This is a genomic window from Pseudomonas sp. 29 (assembly GCF_002754355.1).
Taxonomy (GTDB): domain Bacteria; phylum Pseudomonadota; class Gammaproteobacteria; order Pseudomonadales; family Pseudomonadaceae; genus Aquipseudomonas; species Aquipseudomonas neuropathica.
In genome coordinates this window covers 2,758,329-2,776,056 of the sequence record NZ_PEEY01000001.1, presented here as the reverse complement: position 1 = coordinate 2,776,056, position 17,728 = coordinate 2,758,329, and the positions used below count along the sequence as shown (strand labels likewise).

17 protein-coding genes are annotated in these 17,728 nt (G+C 59.9%); 12 read left to right on the top strand and 5 right to left on the bottom strand.

From position 1 onward, the window contains the following. The first annotated feature begins 14 nt into the window (after positions 1-14). From pstA to CLU80_RS12985, 5 genes are all read left to right on the top strand, one after another. Positions 15-1,685 (top strand): phosphate ABC transporter permease PstA, encoded by a 1,671-nt coding sequence (gene pstA / locus CLU80_RS13005; protein ID WP_099757542.1) that lies wholly within the window; start codon positions 15-17, stop codon positions 1,683-1,685. Between the two features lie 169 nt (positions 1,686-1,854). Beyond that, positions 1,855-2,688 carry a phosphate ABC transporter ATP-binding protein PstB gene (pstB, locus tag CLU80_RS13000; RefSeq protein ID WP_093429626.1) on the top strand — a complete coding sequence of 278 codons (834 nt, stop codon included), beginning with the start codon at positions 1,855-1,857 and terminating at the stop codon, positions 2,686-2,688. A 71-nt stretch (positions 2,689-2,759) separates the two neighbouring features. After that, positions 2,760-3,521, top strand: a complete 762-nt coding sequence (gene phoU, locus CLU80_RS12995) for a phosphate signaling complex protein PhoU (protein WP_007954334.1) — start codon at positions 2,760-2,762, stop codon at positions 3,519-3,521. A gap of 176 nt (positions 3,522-3,697) precedes the next feature. Further along, positions 3,698-4,654, top strand: coding sequence for a response regulator (locus tag CLU80_RS12990; RefSeq protein ID WP_093429627.1), 957 nt, complete (start codon positions 3,698-3,700; stop codon positions 4,652-4,654). A 208-nt stretch (positions 4,655-4,862) separates the two neighbouring features. Then, positions 4,863-5,759, top strand: coding sequence for a peptidoglycan DD-metalloendopeptidase family protein (locus CLU80_RS12985; RefSeq protein WP_099757541.1), 897 nt, complete (start codon positions 4,863-4,865; stop codon positions 5,757-5,759). A 106-nt stretch (positions 5,760-5,865) separates the two neighbouring features. Here CLU80_RS12985 and CLU80_RS12980 read toward each other — a convergent pair whose 3' ends face one another. The 3 genes from CLU80_RS12980 to phoB all read right to left on the bottom strand — a co-directional run bounded on the left by CLU80_RS12980 (position 5,866) and on the right by phoB (position 9,379). After that, positions 5,866-7,206, bottom strand: coding sequence for a hemolysin family protein (locus CLU80_RS12980; RefSeq protein ID WP_007920256.1), 1,341 nt, complete (start codon positions 7,204-7,206; stop codon positions 5,866-5,868). A 122-nt stretch (positions 7,207-7,328) separates the two neighbouring features. Continuing rightward, the gene (gene phoR / locus CLU80_RS12975) at positions 7,329-8,615 is read right to left on the bottom strand and encodes a phosphate regulon sensor histidine kinase PhoR (protein ID WP_256573782.1); all 1,287 of its coding nucleotides are present in this window, start codon (positions 8,613-8,615) and stop codon (positions 7,329-7,331) included. 74 nt (positions 8,616-8,689) lie between these two features. Next, a complete protein-coding gene (phoB, locus tag CLU80_RS12970; RefSeq protein ID WP_007896474.1) occupies positions 8,690-9,379 on the bottom strand; it encodes a phosphate regulon transcriptional regulator PhoB in 690 nt (229 codons plus the stop codon). 151 nt (positions 9,380-9,530) lie between these two features. Between phoB and CLU80_RS12965 the strand changes: the two genes are divergently transcribed. Further along, complete coding sequence (locus tag CLU80_RS12965) at positions 9,531-9,914, top strand: COG4315 family predicted lipoprotein (RefSeq protein ID WP_077575084.1); 384 nt, start codon at positions 9,531-9,533, stop codon at positions 9,912-9,914. A gap of 112 nt (positions 9,915-10,026) precedes the next feature. Here the strand turns inward: CLU80_RS12965 and ubiA are convergent, their stop codons facing one another. Both ubiA and CLU80_RS12950 read right to left on the bottom strand, forming a co-directional pair. Continuing rightward, entirely contained in the window at positions 10,027-10,917 is an 891-nt protein-coding gene (gene ubiA / locus CLU80_RS12955) for a 4-hydroxybenzoate octaprenyltransferase (protein WP_099757540.1), read from the bottom strand. Further along, on the bottom strand, positions 10,917-11,477 hold the full coding sequence (locus tag CLU80_RS12950; RefSeq protein WP_099757539.1) for a chorismate--pyruvate lyase family protein: 561 nt from the start codon (positions 11,475-11,477) through the stop codon (positions 10,917-10,919). Before CLU80_RS12950 ends, ubiA begins: the two co-directional genes overlap by 1 nt. Before the next feature lie 201 nt (positions 11,478-11,678). Here CLU80_RS12950 and CLU80_RS12945 point away from each other — a divergent pair, with 201 nt between their 5' ends. From CLU80_RS12945 to tssC, 6 genes are all read left to right on the top strand, one after another. Then, positions 11,679-11,846 (top strand): rubredoxin, encoded by a 168-nt coding sequence (locus CLU80_RS12945; RefSeq protein ID WP_093429633.1) that lies wholly within the window; start codon positions 11,679-11,681, stop codon positions 11,844-11,846. Positions 11,847-11,870: 24 nt separating this feature from the next. Continuing rightward, positions 11,871-13,019: an NAD(P)/FAD-dependent oxidoreductase gene (locus tag CLU80_RS12940; RefSeq protein WP_093429634.1), complete on the top strand. Its 1,149-nt coding sequence runs from the start codon at positions 11,871-11,873 to the stop codon at positions 13,017-13,019. A 190-nt stretch (positions 13,020-13,209) separates the two neighbouring features. Further along, the gene (locus tag CLU80_RS12935) at positions 13,210-13,485 is read left to right on the top strand and encodes an HU family DNA-binding protein (RefSeq protein WP_003213368.1); all 276 of its coding nucleotides are present in this window, start codon (positions 13,210-13,212) and stop codon (positions 13,483-13,485) included. 640 nt (positions 13,486-14,125) lie between these two features. Continuing rightward, entirely contained in the window at positions 14,126-15,688 is a 1,563-nt protein-coding gene (gene tssA / locus CLU80_RS12930) for a type VI secretion system protein TssA (protein ID WP_007920270.1), read from the top strand. 32 nt (positions 15,689-15,720) lie between these two features. Further along, complete coding sequence (gene tssB, locus CLU80_RS12925; protein WP_003229587.1) at positions 15,721-16,224, top strand: type VI secretion system contractile sheath small subunit; 504 nt, start codon at positions 15,721-15,723, stop codon at positions 16,222-16,224. Positions 16,225-16,249: 25 nt separating this feature from the next. Next, positions 16,250-17,725, top strand: a complete 1,476-nt coding sequence (tssC, locus tag CLU80_RS12920; protein ID WP_016772499.1) for a type VI secretion system contractile sheath large subunit — start codon at positions 16,250-16,252, stop codon at positions 17,723-17,725. The last annotated feature ends 3 nt before the right edge of the window (positions 17,726-17,728 follow it).

Here is a 17,728-nt window from a genome sequence, read left to right as displayed (position 1 = left end):
AAAGGTAGAAGTCTGTGAAACAGAACTCCCTGAAAGGATGGTTCAAGAGCGGCGCCCCGGGCGTCTGGATCAGCGGTGGCGCGGTGTCCATCGCGGTCATCATGACCATTGGCCTGCTGGCGGTGATTGCCGTGCGCGGTCTGGGTCACTTCTGGCCGGCGGACCTGGTGCATGCCAGCTACGACGTGCCGGGCCAGGCCCAGCATCTTGTGGTCGGCGAAGTGGTGCAGAAAGAAGAAGTGCCCCGTGCCCGCCTGAAGAGCGCCGGTTTGCCGGTGCCTGATGCAGGTCCGGAATTCATGACCCGTGAGCTGATCAAGGTCGGCAACCGTGACCTGAACGGCAACGACTTTACCTGGATCGTCGGCGAGTGGCTGACCAACCAGACCACGCCGCCGGAGCTGATGGCGATCGAACGTCGCGAGTGGGGCAACTTCTACGGCTACCTGGTCAACGTCAAACAGGACGGCAAGGTCATCGCCGAAGGCGAGGCGGCATGGCCAGAGTTGCAAGCGCGGATCAACCGTGTGAACGGTCTGGCGGCGCAACTGAAGTCGTTGGAAAAGACCGACATCGGTGCAATCAACGCAGGGCTCGAACGCATCCGTCTGCACGGTCGAAAACTGGAACTGGAAGGCAAGCTCGACGCCACCGCGCAGGCGGACATGGAGTCCGAGCGTGCCGAACTGAATGCGCGTTATCAGGACATCGAAGCACGTCTGGCCGATCTGCATGCGCAGTTCAACCGTGATGCCTTGACCGCACGTGACGCCAACGGCAAAGAGATTGAAATCGGTCTGGGCAAAGTGGTTCACGCCTACCAGCCGAACGCGATGAGCACCTTCACCAAGCTCGGTTTCTACTTCAGCAAGATCTGGGAATTCCTCTCGGACGACCCGCGTGAAGCGAACACCGAAGGCGGGATCTTCCCGGCGATCTTCGGCACCGTGATGATGACCCTGATCATGGCGATGATCGTCACCCCGTTTGGTGTGCTGGCGGCGGTGTACCTGCGTGAATACGCCAAGCAGAACACCCTGACGCGGATCATCCGTATCGCGGTGAACAACCTCGCCGGTGTTCCGGCGATCGTTTACGGCGTGTTCGGTCTGGGCTTCTTCGTTTACGTACTCGGTGGTTCGGTCGACCGTTTGTTCTTCCCCGAAGCACTGCCGGCGCCGACCTTCGGTACACCGGGTCTGCTCTGGGCCTCGCTGACCCTGGCGCTGCTGGCGGTGCCGGTGGTGATCGTCGCGACTGAAGAAGGTCTGGCACGTATTCCGCGTACCGTGCGTGAAGGCTCGTTGGCCCTCGGCGCGACCAAGGCTGAAACCTTGTGGAAGATCGTCATCCCGATGGCCAGCCCGGCAATGATGACCGGCATGATCCTCGCCGTGGCTCGCGCCGCCGGTGAAGTGGCGCCGCTGATGCTGGTGGGTGTGGTGAAACTGGCGCCGTCGCTGCCGGTGGACGGCAACTACCCGTACCTGCACCTGGATCAGAAGATCATGCACTTGGGCTTCCACATTTATGACGTCGGCTTCCAGAGCCCGAACGTCGAAGCGGCGCGTCCGCTGGTGTATGCCACGGCGCTGTTGCTGGTACTGGTGATCGCGACGTTGAACCTGTCGGCGGTGTATATCCGCAACCACCTGCGCGAAAAATACAAAGCACTGGATAGCTAAGGACGACGCGAACCCTGTGGGAGCGAGCTTGCTCGCGAAGCTTTTGGCGGCCGTGAGGGCCCCTTCGCGAGCAAGCTCGCTCCCACATTGAATCGCGACCGCCGCAATATTGATGGAAGCTGCACCGAGCAGTGTTCCGAACCGAATTTGTTAGCACAGGGAGCCTCCCATGCAGCACGAAACACATACCCACGGCATCAACATGTCTGCCCTGGGCCGCGACAAGCAGAGCCTGAATCTCGAACAGGAAACCGTGGCCATCGAAGTACCCGGCCTGAGCCTTTACTACGGCGAGAAACAAGCGCTGTTCGACGTCAGCATGAACATCCCGAAACAGCGCGTGACCGCCTTCATCGGCCCGTCCGGCTGCGGTAAATCCACGCTGCTGCGCACCTTCAACCGCATGAACGACCTGGTTGACGGCTGCCGCGTAGAAGGCGCGATCAACCTCTACGGCAATAACATCTATCGCAAGGGCGAAGACGTTGCGGAGCTGCGTCGTCGCGTCGGCATGGTGTTCCAGAAGCCCAACCCGTTCCCGAAGACCATCTACGAAAACGTCGTTTACGGTCTGCGCATCCAGGGCATCAACAAGAAGCGCGTCCTCGACGAAGCGGTCGAGTGGGCGTTGAAAGGCGCGGCACTGTGGGACGAAGTCAAGGATCGTCTGCATGAATCGGCACTCGGCCTGTCCGGTGGTCAGCAACAGCGTCTGGTCATCGCCCGTACCATCGCGGTTGAGCCGGAAGTGCTGCTGCTCGACGAACCGTGCTCGGCCCTTGACCCGATCTCGACGCTGAAAGTCGAAGAGCTGATCTACGAGCTGAAGTCCAAGTTCACCATCGTTATCGTTACGCACAACATGCAACAGGCCGCGCGGGTGTCCGACTACACGGCGTTCATGTACATGGGCAAACTGGTGGAATTTGGCGACACCGATACCCTGTTCACCAATCCGGCGAAGAAGCAGACCGAAGACTACATCACCGGTCGTTATGGCTGACAGTTGCGGGTTATTCACAGAATTGACGCTGCGGCCCGCCGCACCTTACCGGACGCTCCAAGGACGCCAACATGATTAGTAAAGAAGGCCTTACCCACCACATCTCCGCGCAGTTCAACGCTGAGCTTGAGGAAGTGCGCAGCCACCTCCTGGCCATGGGCGGGCTGGTCGAGAAGCAGGTCAACGACGCGGTCACCGCACTGATCGAAGCCGACTCCGGTCTCGCTCAGCAAGTGCGCGAGATCGATGACCAGATCAACCAGATGGAACGCAACATCGACGAAGAATGCCTGCGCATTCTCGCCCGCCGTCAGCCGGCGGCATCCGACTTGCGTTTGATCATCAGCATTTCCAAGTCGGTGATCGACCTGGAGCGCATCGGTGACGAAGCGACCAAGATTGCTCGCCGTGCGATTCAATTGTGCGAAGAAGGTGAAGCGCCACGCGGTTACGTCGAGGTTCGCCACATCGGCGACCAGGTGCGCAACATGGTCCGCGATGCGCTGGACGCGTTTGCCCGTTTCGACGCCGATCTGGCGTTGTCGGTGGCGCAATACGACAAGATCATCGACCGCGAATACAAGACCGCGCTGCGCGAGCTGGCGACCTACATGATGGAAGACCCGCGCTCTATCTCGCGGGTCTTGAGCATTATCTGGGTGCTGCGTTCGCTGGAACGCATCGGCGACCACGCACGCAACATCTCCGAATTGGTCATTTACCTGGTGCGCGGCACCGACGTGCGCCACATGGGCCTCAAACGCATGAAAGAAGAAGTTGAAGGCACAAGCGGCGAAACCGCTAATGTTCCGGGCGATGCTGACGATAAGTAAGATTGCCTGAGAAAAGCGCCCGGCCCTTTGGCCGGGCGTTTTTGTTTGTGCTTTTCATGGGCAGATTCGATTAAAAAGCAGCACCCGCGAACGAAAAGTCCCGGCGTGACTGAAGAGTTTTGGCAATGTGCCATCAGCCAGCGTTATGCTTGCCGGGATTTTAATAGGGGTGTTGGATGAGCAAGATCAGTGTGTTGGTCGTGGACGATGCTTCGTTCATTCGTGACCTGGTGAAAAAGTGCCTGCGTAATTACTTCCCGGGGATCCGCACCGAGGACGCCGTCAACGGCAAAAAGGCTCAGGCCATGCTGGCCAGGGAAGCGTTCGACCTGGTTCTGTGCGACTGGGAAATGCCGGAAATGTCCGGTCTCGAGCTGCTGACCTGGTGCCGCGAGCAAGACAACCTCAAGACCATGCCGTTCGTCATGGTCACCAGCCGTGGCGACAAGGAAAACGTCGTGCAGGCGATTCAGGCCGGCGTTTCCGGCTACGTCAGCAAGCCGTTCACCAACGAGCAACTGCTGACCAAGGTCAAACAGGCGCTGAACAAGGTCGGCAAGCTCGACACCCTGATGAACAGCGCGCCGACCAAGATGAACTCGGCGTTCGGCAACGATTCCCTGAGCGCCTTGACTGGCGGCAAGCCTGCCGTGGTCGGTGGTGCTCCGGCTGCGGCGGCGGTCAATCCGTTCGCCAAACCTGCCGTCGCTGCACCAGCGCCCGCTGCTGCTCCATCGCGCGGTCTGCTCAACAGCCCACCGGTTCAGGCTCCCGCCACGTCGAAAGCGCCGGTCGGTGGTCGCGGTCAGGGCCAATTGCGCCTGCCAAGCGGCACCCAGCAATGCGTGATCAAGGCCCTGAGCATCAAGGAAGCGTTGCTGGTGGTGAAACGCACCGAGACCCTGCCGCAGATCCTCGACAGCGCCGTACTCGACCTGGAGCAGGGCGACAACGCCGAAATCGCCCGTCTCAATGGTTACCTGCACGCCATCGTTGCGCATGAGCAGAAACCCGACAGCGACTGGCTGCAACTGACCTTCCGTTTCGTCGACCAGGACGCGCAGAAACTCGACTACATCTCCCGCCTGATCGCCCGCGGCACGGCGCAGAAGCACTTCGTTCCCGGCGCGTAATCTTCGTCGCCTGACAGTCCGCCTTCGCGAGCAGGCTCGCTTCCACCCTGGAATGCATTCCAAATGTGGGAGCGAGCCTGCTCGCGAAGGGGCCATCCCTTACGACTTACATTTTCTAGGCTGCCCAATTTGAAACATCTGTCGACTAGCCTGGTCTGCTTCACCTGCTAGGCTCATTCCCAGGCCTCACTTCGACAGACTTTTGCCCATGCTCGCGCGCCTGCTGTTTTTCTATGGTCTTTTCATGGCATCCACTTCGGCTGTGGCCATGACCATCTACAAATCCACTGATGCCAACGGCGTGGTGTCGTACAGCGACCGGCCGAGCAAAGGCTCGCAGGTGTTCGTGTTTCAGGACCGCATGGTCGAGCGCCTGGAACGGCAGGTTTACCTCGATATCAAGAAGCAGAAGGGCACAGACGTGGTCTTCGTGCGCAACGATTTGTATGCGCCGGTCAAAATTGCCTTGGCATTCACCGGGCTGAGCAATGTCCGCGGTGCGCCGGCGCAAACCATCCACCGGGTTTTGCCGGCGCGCAGCAACACGCGGTTGGCGTTGCTGACGGCGATATCCGGCAAGCAGCCGCTGGTGTATACGCCGCAGTTCTACTATTCCCTCGGTGACCCCACTGGTATCGCGCAGGGCTATCGCTATCCGCTGCCGTGGCGTGGCGGGCCGTTTCGTCTGAGTCAGGGCGCCAACGGTCAGTACAGTCACTATGGACCGAAGAATCGCTATGCGATGGACATCGCCATGCCGGTAGGCACGCCGATCATTGCCGCGCGGGCCGGGGTGGTGGTGAAGACCGAGAATTCCCAGAGCGGGCGCGGTTCGGATGCGTCCGGCAATTTCGTGCGGGTACTGCATGACGACGGCACCATGGGCGTGTACCTGCACCTCAAGCAAGGTTCGGTGAGCGTGCGCGAAGGGCAACGGGTGGCGGTGGGCAGTCCGCTGGCCCTGTCGGGCAATACCGGCAACAGCAGCGGCCCGCACCTGCACTTTGTGGTGCAGCGCAATACCGGCGAGGGGCTGGTGTCGATTCCGTATCAGTTCAACCAGCCGCTGGGGGCGTTGCCCAACTTTGCGTTGGGCAAGCAATAAAGCAAAAAAGATCGCAGCCTGCGGCAGCTCCTACACAGGAATGCGATCCAAGGAGCTGCCGCAGGCTGCGATCTTTTAGCAGGCAACGCGGTTTCCCGCATTGCACTCAATCCAGCATCAACACCTTCGCCAGCACAATCTTCGGCCCTTTCATCTTCTTGATGATGATCCGCAGGCCTTCGACTTCCAGCACTTCTTCCTCTTCCGGCACCCGTTTCAGGGTTTCGTAGACTAGCCCGGCAAGGGTTTCCGCTTCGATGTGGTCGAGGTCGATGCCCAGCAGGCGTTCCACCTTGAACAGTGGCGTGTCGCCACGCACCAAGAGCTTGCCCGGCTGATAGGCGAGGATCCCGCGCTCAGCCTTGCGGTGTTCGTCCTGAATGTCGCCGACCAGCACTTCCAGCACGTCTTCCATGGTCAGGTAGCCGATGATGTTGCCGTCAGCCTCCTCGACCACGGCGAAGTGCGAGCCGCCCTTGCGGAACTGCTCCAGCAGCTGCGACAGCGGCATATGGCGCGACACGCGCTCGAGGGGACGGGTCAGCTCAGCCAGGTTGAACGACTCGGGAATGTGGTCCAGCGCCGCCAGTTCCAGCAGCAGATCCTTGATGTGCAGCAGGCCGACGAACTCCTGGCGCTCGCTGTCGTACACCGGATAACGGCTGAACTTGTGGCGACGGAACATCGCGAGGATTTCTTTCAGCGGCGCGTTGAATTCGAGGGTGATCAGGTCTTCGCGGGAGTTGGCCCAGTCGACCACTTCCAGCTCGCCCATTTCCACCGCCGAGGCCAGAACGCGCATGCCCTGATCGCTCGGATCCTGGCCACGGCTGGAGTGCAGGATCAGTTTCAGTTCTTCGCGGCTGTAATGGTGTTCATGGTGCGGACCGGGTTCGCCTTGCCCTGCGATACGCAGAATCGCGTTGGCGCTGGCGTTGAGCAGGTAAATCGCCGGGTACATCGCCCAGTAGAACAGGTACAGCGGCACCGCCGTCCATAGCGAGAGCAGCTCGGGTTTGCGGATCGCCCAGGATTTCGGGGCCAGCTCACCAACCACGATGTGCAAGTACGAAATGATGAAGAACGCGGTGAAGAACGACACACCTTTGACGATCTCCGGCGACTGCACGCCGACCGCGCTCAGCAGCGGTTCGAGGATGTGTGCGAACGCCGGCTCACCGACCCAGCCAAGGCCAAGGGAGGCGAGCGTGATACCGAGCTGACAGGCCGAGAGGTATGCATCGAGCTGACTGTGTACGGTGCGCAGGATGTGCCCGCGCCAGCCGTTCTGATCAGCGATGGCCTCGACCCGGGTCGAGCGCAGTTTGACCATGGCAAATTCCGCCGCAACGAAAAAGCCGTTGAGCAAAACCAGGATCAGAGCAAAAAGGATCATGCCGAAATCGGCGAAAATTGTAGCGAGGGACAAGCCAGGGGAAGGGTCCATGATGGAGTTTTGCGGGTTCCGTGTGATTCAAGAGAGAGAAAAATCGCGCCTGAAAGGCAGGCACAAGTCAGCCAATGTAGCGGCTGACATGGCGATTGCCTAGTGGCGAGTGCCGGTCGGTCTTACTCGGCGGCGCTGATGGCCCGCGCCTGAGCCACCTGAGCTGGGGCGAAATGGCAGGTGAACGTGCTGCCGTGACCGGGCACGCTGCTGATTTCCATGCGTGCGCGGTGGCGCAGCAACACGTGTTTGACGATGGCCAGACCCAGCCCGGTGCCGCCGGTGTTGGAGTTGCGGCTGGAGTCGACGCGGTAGAAACGCTCGGTCAGGCGCGGCAGGTGTTTGCTGTCGATGCCGATGCCGGAATCCTGCACGCTCAGGTGTGCGCCTTGATCGTCACCCCACCAGCGAATGCGGATGTTGCCCTCGGCCGGGGTGTACTTCACCGCGTTGAACACCAGATTGGAAAACGCACTGCGCAACTCCGCCTCGCTGCCCTTGAGCAACAGGCCGGCATCGGCTTCGAGGCTGATGCGCTGGTTCTTCGCGCCCGACAATTGCTGGGCATCGCTCTTGATCGATTGCAGCAGGGTGTCGATCTGCACCGGATGATTGTCCGACGGGTAATCGGTGGCTTCGAGTTTCGCCAGCAACAACAAATCGTTGAGCAGCGTCTGCATGCGCCCGCCCTGTTGTTGCATCTGCTGCAGCGCGCGACTCCAGCGCGGATTCACTTCCTCGACGTTGTCGAGCAGGGTTTCCAGGTAGCCGCAGATCACCGTCAGCGGCGTGCGCAACTCGTGGGAGACGTTGGCAATGAAATCTTTGCGCATCTGTTCCAACTGATGGATGCGCGTGACGTCGCGCACCAGCATCAAGTGTTCGTTGTTGCCGTAGCGGGTCAGGTACAGCTGAATGCGCACGCGATCGTTGGTCGGCGAGGGGATTTCCAGCGGCTCGGCGTAGCTCTCCTGCTCGAAGTACTCCTTGAAACGCGGATGGCGCACCAGGTTGGTCACCGGTTGGCCGCTGTCCTGGGGGGTCTTGAGGCCAAGCAAGGTTTCGGCGGCGCGGTTCCACCATTCCAGATTGCCGTCGCTGTCGAGCATGATCACCGCGTCTTTCAGCGCGGCGGTGGATTCCTGCACCCGGTCGATCACCGCTTGCAGACGCCCGCGCACGCGTTGGTCGCGGCGTTGCAGGTGGTAGATGCTGTCGAACACCTCGCCCCACAGGCCGTAGCCGTCGGGCGGTGCTTCGTCGGGTTGGTGCTGGCGCAGCCACTCGTGCAGACGCAGCAATTGCTTGAGTGTCCAGGCCAGATAAATCCCCAGGCCCGCCGCAAGGCTCCAGCCGTAATAGCCGGTGATCAGGCCGATCACCAGACACGCTGTGACTAGCAACAGCATGTGGCGGATCAGGGTGCCATGCCAGTTTTGATTCACGGAAAATACGGTCCTTGTCAGCGAGTCTGGCGGTCGGATCAGGCCTTGGTGGAAAACCGGTAGCCGGTGCCGCGCACGGTTTGTACCAGATTTTCGTAGGCGTCGCCGAGGGCCTTGCGCAAGCGCCGGATGTGCACGTCGACGGTGCGCTCTTCAACATAGACGTTGCCGCCCCAGACCTGATCCAGCAACTGGCCACGGGTGTAGGCGCGTTCCTGGTGGGTCATGAAGAATTGCAGCAGACGGTATTCGGTCGGGCCCATCTCGGCCGGTTTGCCGTCGATGGTCACGCGGTGGCTGATCGGATCGAGCAGCAGGCCGCCGACTTCGATCGGCGCTTCGCCGTCGGTCGGGCCGGCGCGGCGCAGCACGGCTTTGAGGCGGGCGACCAGTTCGCGCGGGGAAAACGGTTTGGTGATGTAGTCGTCGGCGCCGACTTCCAGACCCTGGATCTTGTTGTCCTCTTCGCCCTTGGCGGTGAGCATGATGATCGGGATGTCCCCGGTCAGCTCGTCACGCTTCAGACGACGGGCCAGTTCGATGCCGGAGGTGCCGGGCAGCATCCAGTCGAGCAGGATCAGGTCCGGCTTGCGGTCGACGATGATGGCGTGGGCCTGCTGCGAGTTCTCGGCCTCGAGGCAGTCATAGCCGGCCATTTCCAACGCAACGGCGATCATTTCGCGAATGGGCGCTTCGTCGTCGACGATCAGAATGCTCCTGCCAACCATGCCTTAATCCTCTTGTCATTTAACTGTCTTGCGCCGCATTAGATAACGGAATTATTGCAGTCGTGTGACAGTATTTTAGTCCGGCGGCGATTGTGCAAATCCTCAACTAAGCTCTAAGTCCGAATCCTGACAACCACAAAAGAAGGTTTCCATGACTCAAATGACTGTTTCTTTTAAAGCACTGCTGATGGCTGCCGCCCTGACTCTGCCTGGATTTGCCATGGCCGCGGAGCCGGCCATGATGAAAGACGGCATGATGGTCGATCACAAAGGCATGACCGTTTATACGTTCGACAAGGACGCTGGCGGCAAGTCGATGTGCAACGGCGATTGCGCGAAGAACTGGCCGCCGATGATGGCGCCGGCGGGGGCCAAGGCTGAAGGCAAATGGACGGTCATCAAGCGTGATGACGGCATGATGCAGTACGCCTACGACGGCAAACCGCTGTACACCTTCATGAAGGATGAGAAGCCTGGAGAAATGAAAGGCGATGGCATGAAGGAAGTGTGGCACGTGGTGCACGAGCACAAGTAAACGCAATTCCCTGTGGGAGCGAGCTTGCTCGCGAAGGCGTCGTCTCAGTCAGCCTATGTGGCAACAGACCCAACGCTTTCGCGAGCAAGCTCACTCCCACAGGTTTGAATCTTCAGCGCAATGCGTAATCCAGCACGATCCCGACAAAAATCGCCAACCCGGCCCAATGATTGTGCAAAAACGCCTTGAAGCAGCGCATGCGGTCACGATCGCGGGTGTACCAGAACTCCCACGCATAACACCCGGCAGCCACCAGCAAGCCGAGATGGAACCAGACGCCCAACTCGAACTTCGACCCCGCCAGCATCAGGCAACCCAGTGACAATGCCTGCAAACTCAGGATGATCACCCGGTCCGCCTCGCCAAACAGAATTGCCGTGGATTTCACGCCAATCTTCAAATCGTCATCGCGATCGGTCATTGCGTAATAGGTGTCGTAACCCACCGTCCACAGCAGGTTGGCGATCCACAGCAGCCACGCTGCCGCCGGCAGTTCACCGGTCTCGGCCGTGAACGCCATCGGCATGCCCCACGAAAACGCCGCGCCCAGCACCACTTGCGGGTAATAGGTGTAGCGCTTCATGAACGGATATGTGAACGCCAACGCCAGGCCACCGAGCGACAGCCAGATCGTCGGCGCATTGGTGCACAGCACCAGCAGAAAACTCACGCCCATCAACAGGGCGAAGAACACCAGCGCTTCTTTCGAACTGATTCTGCCAGCCGCCAATGGCCGTTGTGCGGTGCGTTTGACGTGGCCGTCGACCTTGCGATCCGCCCAGTCGTTGATCACACAGCCACCGGCGCGGGTCAGAATCACGCCGAGGACGAAAATCACGATATTGGCCAGCGACGGCGAGCCTTTGCCGGCAATCCACAGCGCCCACAGCGTCGGCCACAGCAGCAGGTAAATGCCGATCGGCTTGTCCATCCGGGTCAATTGAATGAAGTCCCAGGCGCGCGGGTTCAAGCGGTTAAGGGACTTGAGCAGGCTCTGATACATCAGCAGTTCTCCGGATGGGCGCGGGCGGCGCTCCACAGGCTCGGCAGGAAGATTTCCGCGACCAATACGCTCAGCGCGCCACGATCAAAACGCGAACGACGGCCCCACAGCTCAGGCGCTTTCGCCGCTTGTGGCAGCCATTGTTCAGGGTAGTGGCACACTTCGATGGCGCGGCGCTGGAACGCCTGATCGCAAAACAGCAACTCGCCCAGCGAGCGGCTGCCCAGTTCGTCCATGTGCAAGCCGTCGCCCTGCAAGGCAATGCGTGAGGCGACGCTGCGGGCGAACACCCAGGCCTCGCCGTGACCGCGCAAATACACCTCGCGCACCCAGCCTTCGCTGCCCTCGGCCAGATCCAGTGCAGCGCATTCGTCAGCGCGCAGGGTGTCCCAGCCTTCAAACAGTGGCGTGACGCTGAAGCCGTCATTGGACAACCGGGTCAGTCGGCGGGTGAGGGAGCCTTCGTCGAACAACCAGTCGAGGGTCAACGAATCGGGGAGGGGCGTCAGTCGGCTTTGGGTCAGCCAGAGCGGGGTCGGGCAGGCATTTGAATGTTGCACAATGAGTCATTATTGGCCGCAAATGAGGCGGCGAGCTTACCATGGCGAGCTGCGCTATTGATTGATCCGTGTCGCCATTGCGCCGAACAGGCTTGCATCTGCCCGGCACCATCAGTACAAAACGCCCTGAGCCGGATGGCAGCGCAACACCCATCGACTATCCGCGCCGGCACCACGCCTGAACCCTGAGGAAGTACCTGAATGAAAAAGTGGCAATGCATCGTCTGTGGCCTGATCTACAACGAAGCCGAGGGTTGGCCGGATGACGGCATTGCGCCGGGCACCCGTTGGGAAGACGTACCGGCAGACTGGCTGTGCCCGGACTGCGGCGTCGGCAAGACGGACTTCGAAATGATCGAAATCAACTAAGCAAGAAAAACAAAGGAGTAAGGCATGAGCGCACCTGTCGTCATCGTTGGCACTGGCCTGGCGGGCTACAACCTGGCCCGCGAGTTTCGCAAGCTCGACAGCGAAACCCCGCTGTTGCTGATCACTGCTGATGACGGTCGCTCTTACTCCAAGCCGATGCTCTCCACCGGTTTCGGCAAGAACAAGGACGCGGACGGCCTGAGCATGGCCGAGCCGGGCACCATGGCCGAGCAGTTGAAGGCCGAAGTGCGCACGCACACGCGCATCAGCGGCATCGACGCTGGCCACAAGCGCCTGTGGATTGGCGAGGAGGCGGTCAGCTATCGCGACCTGATTCTCGCCTGGGGCGCGGAAACCGTGCGTGTGCCGATTGAAGGCGATGGCAGCGATCTGGTGTTCCCGATCAATGATCTCGAAGACTATGCGCGTTTCCGCGCCGCTGCGGCGGGCAAGCGTCGGGTGCTACTGCTCGGCGCTGGCCTGATCGGCTGTGAGTTTGCCAACGACCTGATACTTGGCGGCTACGAAGTGCAACTGGTGGCGCCGTGCGAACAAGTCATGCCGATGCTGCTGCACCCGGCCGCTGCGGCGGCGGTGCAGGCCGGGCTGGAAAGCCTTGGTGCGAAATTCCACCTGGGCCCGGTACTGACCCGCCTGCAAAAAGTCGCCGACGGCCTGGAAGCGCACCTGTCCGACGGCCAGGTCATTCCTTGCGACGTGGTGGTTTCGGCCATCGGCCTGCGCCCGCGTATCGATCTGGCGGCGGCTGCCGGCGTGCAGGTCAATCGCGGCGTCGTGGTCGACCGGCACCTGAAAACCTCCCACGCCAATATTTACGCCCTGGGCGACTGCGCCGAGGTCGACGGATTGAATCTGCTGTACGTGATGCCCCTGATGAGTTGCGCGCGCGCGCTGGCGCAAACCCTCGCTGGAAACCCTACTGCCGTGAGCTACGGCCCGATGCCGATCACCGTAAAAACCCCGGTGTGCCCGCTGGTGGTTTCGCCACCACCACGGGGCAGCGAAGGTGTGTGGACCGTCGAAGGTCTGGGCGCCGACATCAAGGCGCTGTGCCACGGTGCCGATGGGCAGTTGCTCGGTTATGCGCTGACGGGTGCAGCGGTGATGGAAAAACTCGCCCTGAACAAACAGCTTCCGGCGCTGCTGGCGTAAATACCGGTCGTTCTGTCGGAATCACCCCGCTTTTGCCCCTACAAAGGTCGCGTGGAGACTGGCGCCGCCGGTATCCGCGTGCCATTCTCACTCCCGTCTGCCGCAGAGTAGAGCCTGCGGCGCCTTGGGCGCTGTTCCAACGAGAACAGCACGGACATAACAACAAAAAACCGTCAAAGGGGCTTCACTAATGCGTAAACCAGAACTCGCCGCTGCAATCGCTGAAAAAGCAGATCTGACCAAAGAACAGGCCAACCGCGTACTCAACGCCGTTCTCGAAGAAATCACCGGCGCTCTGCACCGCAAGGACAGCGTGACGCTGGTCGGCTTCGGCACCTTCCTGCAACGCCACCGCGGCGCCCGCACCGGCAAAAACCCGCAGACCGGCGAACCGGTTAAAATCAAGGCCAGCAACACTGTTGCGTTCAAGCCAGGCAAATCGTTGAAAGACAGCGTAAATCCTTAATTGCGGCGAACTCCTCGAATAACGGGGAGAACCGCTGAAAAAATGGGCACACCGATTGCGGTTGGGTGCCCATTTTTTATGCCTGCCTATTTGTTATGCCCTGCAGCAATAATAAAAGCCACGTAATCAATTGCATTGGTTGGCTATCGATCTGCCTCACACTTAAATCAATACCCTATATATAAAAGCCATCATAGTGATGGCACTTTTGCCATTGTTGGTTGTCTCGCTGTGGATTGTTGAAACAACACTGAAATCTTTCGGAATCATCCTACATCCGTTTTTTTCAAAACCCGTCATGCTCCGCGCCATTGTCGTCGGCCCCGGTCTTCGGTGATCACCGCAGATTGGAACGATCGCTCTAAATCAGGGTTTTCAGGTGTTTCGTGCAGCTGCGTATATATGAAGACGGCATCGGGGATTCCCTGACTAAATATAGGGAAACCTCCTACAACAAACAAAGAACAGTTCGTCTTGTTGTTTAATCAGATGCTTGCTAGTGGCCATCATAGTGATTACGATGCGCCCACTTGAAAGAGCACATCTCAATTGGATGAGTCGCTTCACCGCTCTTCGATACTGTCCCGCGCCGCGGTAACTCCAATAGGCGCCTGACTGTAATCCTTAATAAAGGCCATGGATGTCCTACTCAAGCAAACTTTCCGCCCATTACCTCGAACTCGCTAAAGTCTCTGTTTCCAAAGAGAATTTCGCGGGCGAAGACGTTCGTTTTTCGAGCGAATTCGAGGCCTTGGAAAGTGAGCTGGCCAAAGCCTCGTCGATGCACGAAAGCGGGCAGATCGACTGGCTGAAAATTCGCGAAAACAGCGAAAACCTGCTGCGTACCCAATCCAAGGATTTACGTGTCGGCGCTTGGCTGACCTGGTCGCTGTACCAGCGCGAATCCTTCCCCGGGCTGCTGGCCGGCCTCGGTCTGCTGCACCATCTGTCGGAAAACAACTGGGCCGACGTTCACCCGCTCAAACCCCGTACTCGTGCCGCCGCGATCGGCTGGCTGGTGCCGCGTCTCGAGCAAGTCATCACCGAAAACATTGCGATCAAAGAGCAGTTGCCGATGTTCCGGCAGCTCTCCGAGCACCTGTCCGGCCTTGAAGCGGCGTGTGCCGAGCATCTGGGCGATGATTCGCCGTTGCTGCTGCCGATTTCCCGTCGCCTGAAAACCATGATCCAGCGCGCGGCCGACAACCAGCCGGCCCCCGGTGTAGTCGGTGCGGCGGTGGCGCAGGTCAAACAGGCCGCGAGCCAGTTGCTCACCCCCGGCGCACCGATCGACAACGAACGAGATGCGCACAAAGCCCTGCGCGCGCAACAGGAAAGCGCCCGGCCATTGTGTGCCTGGTGGCTCAAGCAGAAAGCCACCGACCTGCGCGCCCTGCGCCTCAATCGCACACTGCTGTGGATGACCATCGACGCAGTGCCGGAGCGCAACGCCGAGCAGATCACCGTGTTGCGCGGCCTGCCACTGGAAAAGCTCAAGCTCTATCAGGACCGTTTCGATCAGGGCAAATACGCCGACCTGCTGGTGGAACTGGAGGCGAGCCTGGCGAAGGCGCCGTTCTGGTTCGATGGCCAGAGGATGGTCTGGGAGTGTCTCCAGAACCTCAACGCCGAATTGGCAATGCGCGAAGTGGAGATCCACTTCGCGCTTTTGGTTCAACGGCTGCCCGGCATTGTCGAGTTGCGCTTCCATGACGGCGCGCCGTTTGCCGATCCGTCCACCCGGGCGTGGATCGCCGCCAACGTCATGCCGCACCTGCAAAGCGCCAGCGCGCCGCGCAAGGTCGAAAGCGAAAACGTCGAAACCCAGCCGGCCTGGGAAAAGGCCCTCGAAGAAGTCCTGCCGCTGCTGCGCAAGGAAGGCCTGAAGCCTGCCGTGCAGACCCTCAAGCAGGGTTTGCAATCCGCTCACGGCGGCCGCGAACGTTTCTTCTGGCAGTTCGCCCTCGCGCGCCTGTGCTTCATGGCCAAGAAATACGAACTGGCCAAGAACCAGCTGGAAACCCTCGATCAAACATTACAGGACTCAGGCCTGCACGCCTGGGAGCCCGATCTTGCATTGGAAGTGCTGCATTTACTGCATAGCTGCTGCGAGTTGTTGCCGCAGAACCATGCCGTACGTGAACGCAAGGAAGAGATTTATCGCAGGCTGTGCCACCTCGACCTCGAAGTGGTACTCGAATAGGCCCCAGGGCCACAACCGCAAGGAGAAAAGCCATGGCCAAAGAAGGCTCGGTAGCCCCCAAGGAACGCATCAACGTCACCTTCAAACCCGCCACCGGCGGTGCTCAGGAAGAGATTGAACTGCCGCTGAAGCTGCTGGCAATCGGTGACTACACCCACCGCAAGGACGATCGCAAAATCGAAGATCGCAAGCCGATCAGCATCGACAAGATGACCTTCGACGAAGTGTTGGCCAAGCAAGAACTGGGTCTGACGCTGAGCGTGCCGAACCGTCTGCAGGAAGATGGCGAGGCCGACGAGCTGGCTGTGCAACTGCGCGTCAATTCGATGAAGGACTTCAACCCGGCCAGCCTGGTCGAGCAAGTGCCTGAGCTGAAAAAACTGATGGAACTGCGCGATGCGCTGGTGGCCCTCAAAGGCCCGCTGGGTAACGCACCTGCGTTCCGTAAAGCGATCGAAGGCGTGCTCGCCGACGACGAATCCCGCGGTCGCGTACTCGGTGAGCTGGGCCTGAACGCCGCAGCCCCGGACGCCTGAGACTCCAGCCAAGGAAGCCAACACAATGAGCACTAGCGCAGCACAAGAGAAGAGCGCCGCCAGCGGCGAATACAGCATTCTCGACAGCATCATCGCCGAAACCCGTCTGACTCCGGACGACGAAGCCTACGACATCGCCAAGCGCGGTGTGTCGGCCTTCATCGAAGAACTGCTCAAGCCGCAGAACAACGGTGAGCCGGTCAAGAAGGCCATGGTTGACCGCATGATCGCCGAGATCGATGCCAAGCTCAGCCGTCAGATGGACGAGATCCTGCACCACCCGGACTTCCAGGCTCTGGAATCGTCGTGGCGTGGCCTGCAGTTGCTGGTTGACCGCACCAACTTCCGCGAAAACATCAAGATCGAAATCCTCAACGTCTCCAAAGAAGACCTGCTGGACGATTTCGAAGATTCGCCGGAAGTCATGCAGTCGGGCCTGTACAAGCACATCTACACCGCTGAATACGGCCAGTTCGGTGGTCAGCCGGTGGGCGCGATCATCGCTAACTACTACATGTCGCCAAGCTCGCCAGACGTCAAGCTGATGCAGTACGTGGCCAGCGTTTCGTGCATGTCGCACGCACCGTTCATCGCTGCCGCCGGCCCGAAATTCTTCGGTCTGGAAAGCTTCACCGGCCTGCCGGATCTGAAAGATCTGAAAGACCACTTCGAAGGCCCGCAATTCGCCAAATGGCAGAGCTTCCGTACTTCGGAAGACTCCCGCTACGTTGGCCTGACCGTGCCGCGTTTCCTGCTGCGTAACCCTTACGATCCGGAAGAAAACCCGGTCAAATCGTTCGTGTACAAGGAAACCGTTGCCAACAGCCACGAGCACTACCTGTGGGGCAACACTGCTTACGCGTTCGGCACCAAGCTGACCGACAGCTTCGCCAAATTCCGCTGGTGCCCGAACATCATCGGCCCACAAAGCGGTGGCGCGGTTGAAGACCTGCCGTTGCACCATTTCGAAAGCATGGGCGAAATCGAAACCAAGATCCCTACCGAGGTTCTGGTTTCCGACCGTCGTGAATACGAACTGGCCGAGGAAGGCTTCATCTCCCTGACCATGCGTAAAGGCTCCGACAACGCGGCGTTCTTCTCCGCCAGCTCGGTGCAGAAGCCGAAGTTCTTCGGCATCAGCGCAGAAGGCAAGGCCGCAGAGCTGAACTACAAGCTCGGCACCCAACTGCCGTACATGATGATCGTCAACCGCCTGGCTCACTACCTGAAAGTGCTGCAGCGCGAGCAACTCGGTTCGTGGAAAGAGCGTACCGACCTCGAGCTGGAACTGAACAAGTGGATCCGTCAGTACGTTGCCGACCAGGAAAACCCGAGCGCCGAAGTGCGTGGCCGTCGTCCGCTGCGCGCTGCGCAAGTGATCGTCAGCGACGTTGAAGGCGAGCCGGGCTGGTACCGCGTGAGCTTGAACGTGCGTCCGCACTTCAAGTACATGGGTGCCGATTTCACCCTGTCGCTGGTTGGCAAGCTGGACAAAGAGTAAGAG

What these genes read in the sequence shown, in the direction of transcription:
- CLU80_RS12945 (WP_093429633.1), top strand. Translation starts at nt 11,679, where the DNA reads ATGAAAAAGTGGCAATGCATCGTCTGTGGCCTGATCTACAACGAAGCC.
- tssB (WP_003229587.1), top strand. Translation starts at nt 15,721, where the DNA reads ATGGCCAAAGAAGGCTCGGTAGCCCCCAAGGAACGCATCAACGTCACC.
- CLU80_RS12990 (WP_093429627.1), top strand. Translation starts at nt 3,698, where the DNA reads ATGAGCAAGATCAGTGTGTTGGTCGTGGACGATGCTTCGTTCATTCGT.
- ubiA (WP_099757540.1), bottom strand. Translation starts at nt 10,917, where the DNA reads ATGTATCAGAGCCTGCTCAAGTCCCTTAACCGCTTGAACCCGCGCGCC.
- CLU80_RS12965 (WP_077575084.1), top strand. Translation starts at nt 9,531, where the DNA reads ATGACTCAAATGACTGTTTCTTTTAAAGCACTGCTGATGGCTGCCGCC.
- CLU80_RS12985 (WP_099757541.1), top strand. Translation starts at nt 4,863, where the DNA reads ATGCTCGCGCGCCTGCTGTTTTTCTATGGTCTTTTCATGGCATCCACT.
- pstB (WP_093429626.1), top strand. Translation starts at nt 1,855, where the DNA reads ATGCAGCACGAAACACATACCCACGGCATCAACATGTCTGCCCTGGGC.
- phoB (WP_007896474.1), bottom strand. Translation starts at nt 9,379, where the DNA reads ATGGTTGGCAGGAGCATTCTGATCGTCGACGACGAAGCGCCCATTCGC.
- tssC (WP_016772499.1), top strand. Translation starts at nt 16,250, where the DNA reads ATGAGCACTAGCGCAGCACAAGAGAAGAGCGCCGCCAGCGGCGAATAC.
- tssA (WP_007920270.1), top strand. Translation starts at nt 14,126, where the DNA reads ATGTCCTACTCAAGCAAACTTTCCGCCCATTACCTCGAACTCGCTAAA.
- phoR (WP_256573782.1), bottom strand. Translation starts at nt 8,615, where the DNA reads ATGCTGTTGCTAGTCACAGCGTGTCTGGTGATCGGCCTGATCACCGGC.
- CLU80_RS12935 (WP_003213368.1), top strand. Translation starts at nt 13,210, where the DNA reads ATGCGTAAACCAGAACTCGCCGCTGCAATCGCTGAAAAAGCAGATCTG.
- CLU80_RS12940 (WP_093429634.1), top strand. Translation starts at nt 11,871, where the DNA reads ATGAGCGCACCTGTCGTCATCGTTGGCACTGGCCTGGCGGGCTACAAC.
- phoU (WP_007954334.1), top strand. Translation starts at nt 2,760, where the DNA reads ATGATTAGTAAAGAAGGCCTTACCCACCACATCTCCGCGCAGTTCAAC.
- CLU80_RS12980 (WP_007920256.1), bottom strand. Translation starts at nt 7,206, where the DNA reads ATGGACCCTTCCCCTGGCTTGTCCCTCGCTACAATTTTCGCCGATTTC.